Raw genomic sequence first — 7,814 nt, 5'->3', positions numbered from 1 at the left:
ACGCTCGCCCGCCTCGGCGGCACCGGCTTCCTCGCCGCCCTGCCGTTCCTGGCTCCGGCGCTCGCCGCCTACCTCGTCTTCGTGGTCGGCCCCTCGCTCGAGTCCGTGCGGCTCAGCTTCTTCGAATGGACCGGCTTCCAGGGCGCTCCCCAGGTCTTCGTGGGCTTCCAGAACTACGTCCGCATCTTCACCCAGGACCCCGTCTTCTGGACCGCCTTCTCGAACACCCTCATCTGGGTCGTGCTGTCGCTGCTCATCCCGGTGGGACTGGGCCTCGTGATGGCTCTGGCGCTGAACCGGCCGCTCTTCGGGCGCAACGCGTTCCGCTCGCTCTTCTACATCCCGGGCGTCCTCGCTCCGATCGCCATCGCGAACATGTGGCGCTGGATGTACAACCCGAACTACGGCGTCGGGGTGAACCTCGCGCAGCTGTTCGACCTGCCCTGGCTCGCCGAGGTGCAGTGGCTGGGCGACAAGAACCTGGCGCTCTACTCGATCTTCGCGGCGTTCGTCTGGCAGATCGCGGGCACGAACATGGTGCTCTTCCTCGCCGGCCTGCAGAGCGTCTCGCCCGACCACGTCGAGGCCGCCCGGCTCGACGGCGCCAATGCCTGGCAGGTGTTCCGCAACGTGACGCTGCCGGCGCTGCGGCCCACGACGGTCATCGTCGTGGTCCTCACGATCATCAACTCGATCAAGGTCTTCGACCTGATCGTCGGCATGACCGGAGGCGGCCCCGCGCAGCAGACGCAGGTGCTCGCGCTGTGGTCGTTCCAGCAGTCCTTCAACAACCACGAGTACGGGCAGGGCAACGCGATCGCCACGGTCCTGCTCGTGATCACCCTCGTCATCGTCGTCCCGTACATGGTCTGGACGGCACGTCAGGAGAAGAACTCATGAGCGTCACGAGCATCCCGACCAGCGCCCCCGGACTCGTCGCGGCGCCGAAACGCGAGCGGCGCCCCGTCGGCGGCCGCGACTTCGTCCGAGCCGGTCTCTGGATCGGCCTCGTCTTCGCGGTCCTGATCTGGGCCGTGCCGCTGATCTTCATGGTGTTCACCTCGCTCAAGAGCGAGGCCGACATCTTCAGCACCCCGGCGTTCGTCCCGCCGTGGTCGCCGGACTTCGGCAACTACGTCGAGGCGCTGGACCGGGGCAACCTGCTGACCGCCGGCGGGAACAGCCTGATCATCGCCCTGATCAAGGTCCCCGTGGGCCTGTTCATCTCCGCGGCCGCCGCCTTCGCTCTGGCCCGCATGAGGTTCCGCCGTCAGCGCCTGCTGATGGGGATCATCGCCCTCGGCGCCATGGTGCCGATCCAGGTCGCCATCGCCCCGCTCTTCCAGGTCATCAACGGCCTGGGGCTGCTCAGCACCAACGTCGGCATCATCCTGCCGTACATCGCGTTCGGGCTGCCGTACCAGACCTTCATCCTGTACGGCTTCTTCCGTCAGATCCCGGAGGAGATCGACGAGAGCGCGCGGATCGACGGAGCCGGCAACTGGCGCCTGTTCCTGACGATCATCCTGCCGCTGGCCCGTCCCGCCCTGGCCGCGCTGTTCATCCTCGACTTCGTCTCGACCTGGAACGAGTACTCCATCGCTCTGGCGCTCCTGCAGAGCCAGGACTCGTGGACGATCCCGCTCGCGCTGCAGGGCTTCCAATCGCAGTTCACCAGCTCCTACGGGCCGCTGAACGCCTTCACCATCATGTCCGTGTTCCCCGTGCTGATCGTCTACCTGATGTTCCAGCGCTACTTCGTCGAGGGCGCCTTCGCCGGCGCCGTGAAGGGCTGACCGTGCCGCACGCCACCACCACCGAGCGCTTCTCGCGGGCCACGCGCCTGTACGAGGTCCTGCACGACCCCCGCGGGCACGCCGTCGTCGAGCGCCACCTCCCGGGCCTGGTGCGCTCGTCGATCCTGCACACCCTGCACAGCTATCCGATCGGCCTCGTCGTCGACACGGAGGAGTCGCTCGACGAGGCCGCCCGCGAGGCCCTCCTCGCCGAGATCGCGGCGATCCCCACCGAGGAGCCCGCTCCCCTCCGCGAGCAGGAGCTCTTCGTCCCGCCCTCCGCGTCGTACGAGGGGGCGGAGATCCCGCTCGGGTCGGCCGCGGTGCTCGCGCCGGCGTCGGTGCCGGTCTTCGAGCGCTTCGAGCTCGAGCTGCGCGGCCCGTCGCACGGCAACCCGTTCGTCGACGTGGAGCTGTCGGCGATGATCGACGGCCCCGACGGCTCGGTCCGGGTGCCGGGGTTCTACGACGGCGACGGGGTGTACCGCCTGCGCTGGATGCCCGAGGCCGTGGGGGAGTACGCCTGGACCACCTCCAGCAGCGCCCGCTCGCTCGACGGCGTCACCGGCTCGGTGTCGGTGACCGCTGCTCGGGACGGCCGGCACGGACCGGTGCGCGTCGCGGGGTCCTTCCACTTCGCGCACGCCGACGGCACCCGCCACCGGCCGATCGGCACCACCGCCTACGCGTGGACGCACCAGGGCGACGAGCTCGAGGAGCGCACGCTCGCGACCCTCGCCGAGGCGCCCTTCACCAAGATCCGCATGTGCGTGTTCCCCAAGTCGTACCTGTTCAACGAGAACGAGCCCGAGCGCTACCCGTTCGAGGGCTCACCGGAGCAGGGCTTCGACTGGCAGCGGCCGTCGCCGGAGTTCTGGGCGCACCTCGAGCGGCGCGTCGAGCAGCTGGGGGAGCTCGGCATCGAGGCCGACCTGATCCTCTTCCACGCCTACGACCGGTGGGGCTTCTCGACCATGGACGCCGTCGCCGACGACCGCTACGTGCGGTACGCCGTGGCACGGCTCGCGTCCTACGCGAACGTCTGGTGGTCGCTCGCCAACGAGTACGACCTCCTGTTCGAGAAGACGGAGGAGGACTGGGAGCGCCTCGCGCGGATCGTCACGGCCGACGACCCCTCGCGGCACCTGCTGTCGATCCACAACTGCCGCGACTTCTACGACTACTCCCGGCCCTGGATCACGCACGCGAGCATCCAGCGCCAGGATGTCTACAAGACCGCCGAGATGACGACGGAGTGGCGCCGCTGGGGCAAGCCCGTCGTGATCGACGAGTGCGCCTACGAGGGCGACATCGACCAGGGCTGGGGCAACATCACCGGCGAGGAGCTGGTGCGCCGCTTCTGGGAGGGGGCGCTGCGCGGCGGCTACGTGGGCCACGGCGAGACGTACGTGCACCCCGACGACGTGCTCTGGTGGGCGAAGGGCGGGGAGCTGCGCGGCACGAGCCCGTCTCGCATCGCGTTCCTCGATCGCATCCTCGAGGAGGGGCCGTCCGCGGGGCTCGAGCCGATCCCGCTCGACTGGGACATCCCCCGCGCAGGCGTCGAGGGCGAGTACTACCTGTACTACTTCGGCTTCGACCGGCCGACCTACCGCCGCTTCCTGCTCGAGCCCGACGTCTCGTACACCGTCGACGTGATCGACACGTGGGGCATGACGGTGGAGCGGCTGCCGGGCACGTACTCGGGCCGCTTCCGCATCGACCTGCCGGGTCGCGAGTACATCGCGGTGCGCCTGCTGCGCTCGAACGCGTAGCGGGCCTCTGCTCGTCGAGGAGCGGGCTCCGCCCCTCCTGCTGGTCGAGCAGCGGCCGCCGACCCTGCTGGTCGAGTAGCGGCCGCAGGCCGCGAGTCGAGACCCCCCGTGCCCAGGTCGCGCAGATCTCGGTACGGCCGCTCCGCGACCTACTCGATCAGCAGGGGCCGGGCGAGTGGACGCGAACCGGCCCCTGCTCGTTCCGCAGACCCCATCGCGCGCCCACTCGCCATGTCGGCGGTCCGCGAGTGGACTCGGGACGGGCCCTGCCCCGCCCCGAGGACCCCTCCCGCGTCCGCTCGCGGGCCACCGCGGCGCCATGCCCCGGACCCTCGTCGTTCCTCCGCCTGCCGCACGGAGTTTATCCAGCACTCGAATCAATTCGACTAGGCTTCGGGCATGACAGAGATCACCCCCGAGCTCCGGGTCGGCGTCGTCGGCCTCGGCTTCGCCGGCACCACCCATCTCGACGCCTTCCAGGCCCTGCCGGGGGCGCGGGTCGTCGCCCTCGCCGGTCAGGAGGAGGCGCGCCTGCGCGAACTCGGCGCGACGCGCGACGTCCCCGACCTCTACTCCGACTGGGAGGACCTCGTCGCCCGCGACGACCTCGACGTCGTCTCGATCGGGGTGCCGAACCACCTGCACCACCCCATCGCGGTCGCCGCGCTCGAGAGCGGCAAGCACGTCTTCTGCGAGAAGCCGCTCGCGACCACCGCCGACCTCGCCGCCGAGATGGTCGAGGCCGCGCGGGCGGCCGACCGCGTGCTCGAGATCGCCTACAACCACCGCCGCCGCGCGGACGTCGCCTATCTGCGCCGCTACCTCGACGACGCTCCGCTCGGCGACGTCTACCACGCCCGCGCCAGCTGGCAGCGGCGCACCGGCATCCCCGGCATCGGCTCCTGGTTCACGAGCAAGGCACTGGCCGGCGGCGGTCCGCTGATCGACCTCGGCTCGCACGTGCTCGACATCGCTCTGCACCTGCTCGACGAGCCGCGCGTCACCAGCGTCTCGGCCGTCGCATACGGCGAGATCGGGCGCTCCGGACGCGGCGGCCGCCCGTACGGGGTCGCCGCGACCGGCACCCACGCCTTCGAGGTGGAGGACTTCTCGAGCGCGCTCCTGCGCTTGGACAACGGGCGCAGCCTCCAGCTCGACGCCTCCTGGGCCAGCTACTCCAAGGTCGACGAGGACATCGAGGTCGAGCTCCTCGGATCCGCGGGCGGCGCCCGACTGCACGTCGCCGACTACGCGACCGAGGGAACCGTCACGCTCTACTCCGAGGTCGCCGGCGCACCGACCACCTCGCGCCCCAGCATCCCGGTGCCGTCGGGCCACCACCGGTCGGTGATCGCCGAGTTCCTCGACGCGATCGCCTCGGGAGCCGAGATCGCGGCCGGCGAGCCCCGCTACTCCGGCCACTACGGCGAGTACGCGCTGCACCGCAGCCGCGTGATCGACGCGATCTACCGCTCGGCGGCCGAGAAGAAGGAGGTGGAGGTCGCGTGAGCGCTCTCGAGACGACCACCGCGACCACTCCGACCGGTCCCGTCGAGGTCCTGGTCTGGAACGAGTTCCGCCACGAGACCCGCGGCGACGAGACCGTGATGAAGCACTACCCCGAGGGCATCCATCGCGTGATCGCCGACGGCCTCGCCGAGTCGCTCGGCGACCAGGTCGCGGTGCGCACCGCGACGCTCCCCGAGCCCGAGCACGGACTGAGCGAGGAGGCGCTCGCGCGCACCGACGTGCTCCTGTGGTGGGGCCACATCGCGCACGGCGAGGTGTCGGACGAGGTGGTGCAGCGCGTGCTGCGGCACGTGCAGGAGGGGATGGGGATCCTGGTGCTGCACTCCGGCCACTACTCCAAGATCTTCCAGGTGCTGATGGGCACGACGTGCTCGCTGAAGTGGCGCAACGACCAGGACCGCGAGCTGGTCTGGACCATCGCGCCGACGCATCCGATCGCGCAGGGCGTTCCGAGCCCGATCGTGATCCCGCAGCAGGAGATGTACGGCGAGTACTTCGACATCCCGGTGCCGGAGGAGACGGTGTTCCTCTCGACGTTCACCGGCGGCGAGGTGTTCCGCTCGGGAGTCACCTACACGCGAGGTCTCGGGAAGGTGTTCTACTTCTCGCCCGGCGACCAGGACTACCCCGTCTACCACCACCCCGACATCAAGCGGGTGCTGGCGAACGCGGTCCGCTGGGCGCGCCCGACCCGGGTGCGCACGCCGCTGACGGCCGATCACCACCCCCGGGGCTGGTTCGAGTCCTGAGAACCGCTCTGCTGGTCGAGCAGCCCCGCAGGGGCGTATCGAGACCCTCGTCCGGAAAGGGCGTCGATCTCGATACGTCCTCTCCGAGGGCTACTCGATCAGCGAGGTCGCCTGCGAGCGACGCCGCTCCACCGCGCTCAGCACCACGAAGCCCACGGCACCCACCACGAGCGCGGTGATCGGCGTGCGGAGCGACACGGCCGGCAGGAGCAGCGCGGTGCGGAACACCTGCTGCCCGTAGTCGAGCATCTCGAGCGGGTACTGCGCGAGCACCCTCGAGCCGGCCGCCGCCGACACCGCCGTGAAGAGGGTCGGCCCGATCCAGAGGACGGCCAGGCTCACCACCCACGCGGCGACCCGGCCGATGGAGGTGAGACCGCACCACGCGAGACCCGCCCCGGCGAGGATCCCGGGCAGCCACTGCACCAGGTCGAGCAGCGTCAGGTCCACACCGGTTCCTCCCGAGCTGAGCGGAGCGACGAGGCCCGTGACCCAGCTCCCCGCGGCCACCGCAGCGAGCGAGATCCCGATCGCGGCTCCGGGGCGGGGCGCCGTGGCGATCAGCAGCAGCACGACCGCGCCGACGGCGATCGCGGCGACCGAGCCGCTGACCAGGGCGGCCAGGTAGACGTCCGAGGCCGTCCCCTCCGCGAGTCCGCCCGCGACCACGACCGCGGTCTGCACGAGCGCGATCAGCTGCACGACGGCGACGCCGAGTGCGGCGGCTCCCGGATGCACCCCCCGCGCCCGCCCGAGGCGCGCGGCGAGGCCGGCGAGCGCCCAGCCGGTCACGAGCACCGCGACGATCAGCGTCAGCGCGTACTGGCTGAAGGGCAGGAGCGCGAACGGCATCGCCGTCGTCTCGGTCGCCCAGAGGTTCTGCAGCGGCAGCCGCATGCCGGTGACGACCCAGGGGAGCAGGCCGAGCACGGCGGCGACGGCGCCGACTCCGATGCTCGGCAGGACGCGGCGCGGCAGGATCGGATCGGTGTCGGTCACCCGTCCATCCTCCGTGAGGCGGGGGCGATCCGGGGTGGTCCTCCCCGGTCCTGTCGCGACTCGGCGCCCTAGAGTGCGACCGTGACCGATCTGCTCGATCTCGAGGCCCGCGATCCCGACGCCGTGCTGAGCTACGGACCCGCGCCGCAGCAGATCGCGGACCGCTACCGCCCGACGGCTCCCGAGCGCGGCGCCGTCGTCCTGGTGCACGGCGGATTCTGGCGCGGCCGCTGGGACCGGGCCCATCTGCGTCCGCTCGCCGCGGCGCTCGCCGACCGCGGTCACGACGTGCTGCTGCCGGAGTACCGGCGAGTCGGCGATCCCGGCGGCGGCTGGCCGGGCACGGGCGACGACGTCCGCGCGCTCCTCGCGGCGCTGCCCGTCCTGCTCGGCGGCGACCCGCGGGCCGTCCTGGTCGGCCACTCCGCCGGTGGGCAGCTGGCCGTGTGGTCGCAGGCCGCCCATCCGTCGCCGTCCGTGCGCGCCGTGGTGGCGCTCGCCGGAGTCGTCGACCTGCAGGCCGCCGCCGATCTGCACCTCAGCGACGACGCCGTCGGCGAGCTCCTCGGCGTGGAGCCGCTCGCGGCGGCCGACCCGCTGCGGCAGCCGACCCCGCCGGTCCCGGTGGCGCTCGTGCACGGCGACGCCGACTCCGACGTGCCGATCGCGCTCAGCCGCGCCTACGCCGCGAGGCACCCGAGGGCGCGGCTGCTGGAACTGCCCGGAGCCGACCACTTCGACCTCGTCGACCCGCGCACCCCGGCTTTCGAGACGCTCCTCGCCCTGCTGCGCTGACCGCCAGATGCCTGTCCGGTCCGCGACACGCCGTCCGAGGCGTACCGGAGTGGCATCCCGCGAAGACGCCCCCAGCGCTAGAGCGCCGGCGGGTACAGGAAGAGCGGCACCTGCGCGGTCGGGAACGTGCGCGTCACGTAGCTGTGCCTGCCGCCGTAGTTGTACTCCTC

The 7,814-nt window shown here is 71.3% G+C and carries 7 protein-coding genes; 6 read left to right on the top strand and 1 reads right to left on the bottom strand.

The features are described from left to right. The 5 genes from IOC53_RS18195 to IOC53_RS18175 form a co-directional block, all read left to right on the top strand. The coding region (locus IOC53_RS18195) for a carbohydrate ABC transporter permease (protein WP_207407955.1) at nucleotides 1-900 on the top strand (900 nt) is incomplete at its 5' end. Beyond that, on the top strand, nucleotides 897-1,796 hold the full coding sequence (locus IOC53_RS18190; RefSeq protein WP_207407953.1) for a carbohydrate ABC transporter permease: 900 nt from the start codon (nucleotides 897-899) through the stop codon (nucleotides 1,794-1,796). The genes IOC53_RS18195 and IOC53_RS18190, both read left to right, overlap by 4 nt. A gap of 2 nt (nucleotides 1,797-1,798) precedes the next feature. Next, nucleotides 1,799-3,571, top strand: a complete 1,773-nt coding sequence (locus IOC53_RS18185; protein WP_307786255.1) for a DUF5605 domain-containing protein — start codon at nucleotides 1,799-1,801, stop codon at nucleotides 3,569-3,571. A 399-nt stretch (nucleotides 3,572-3,970) separates the two neighbouring features. Then, nucleotides 3,971-5,080 (top strand): Gfo/Idh/MocA family protein, encoded by a 1,110-nt coding sequence (locus IOC53_RS18180; RefSeq protein WP_207407951.1) that lies wholly within the window; start codon nucleotides 3,971-3,973, stop codon nucleotides 5,078-5,080. After that, nucleotides 5,077-5,850, top strand: a complete 774-nt coding sequence (locus IOC53_RS18175; protein WP_207407949.1) for a ThuA domain-containing protein — start codon at nucleotides 5,077-5,079, stop codon at nucleotides 5,848-5,850. The genes IOC53_RS18180 and IOC53_RS18175 overlap by 4 nt, the downstream gene beginning before the upstream one ends. A 90-nt stretch (nucleotides 5,851-5,940) precedes the next feature. Here the strand turns inward: IOC53_RS18175 and IOC53_RS18170 are convergent, their stop codons facing one another. Next, nucleotides 5,941-6,849, bottom strand: a complete 909-nt coding sequence (locus tag IOC53_RS18170; protein WP_207407947.1) for a hypothetical protein — start codon at nucleotides 6,847-6,849, stop codon at nucleotides 5,941-5,943. A gap of 81 nt (nucleotides 6,850-6,930) precedes the next feature. Here IOC53_RS18170 and IOC53_RS18165 point away from each other — a divergent pair, with 81 nt between their 5' ends. Beyond that, the gene (locus IOC53_RS18165; protein ID WP_207407945.1) at nucleotides 6,931-7,644 is read left to right on the top strand and encodes a S9 family peptidase; all 714 of its coding nucleotides are present in this window, start codon (nucleotides 6,931-6,933) and stop codon (nucleotides 7,642-7,644) included. Nucleotides 7,645-7,814: the final 170 nt, after the last annotated feature.

Origin of the sequence: Rathayibacter sp. SD072, from assembly GCF_017355185.1 — a bacterium.
Lineage (GTDB): Bacteria > Actinomycetota > Actinomycetes > Actinomycetales > Microbacteriaceae > Rathayibacter.
The sequence above is the reverse complement of the archived record's forward strand: the minus strand, read 5'-3'. Positions and strand labels throughout refer to the sequence as shown.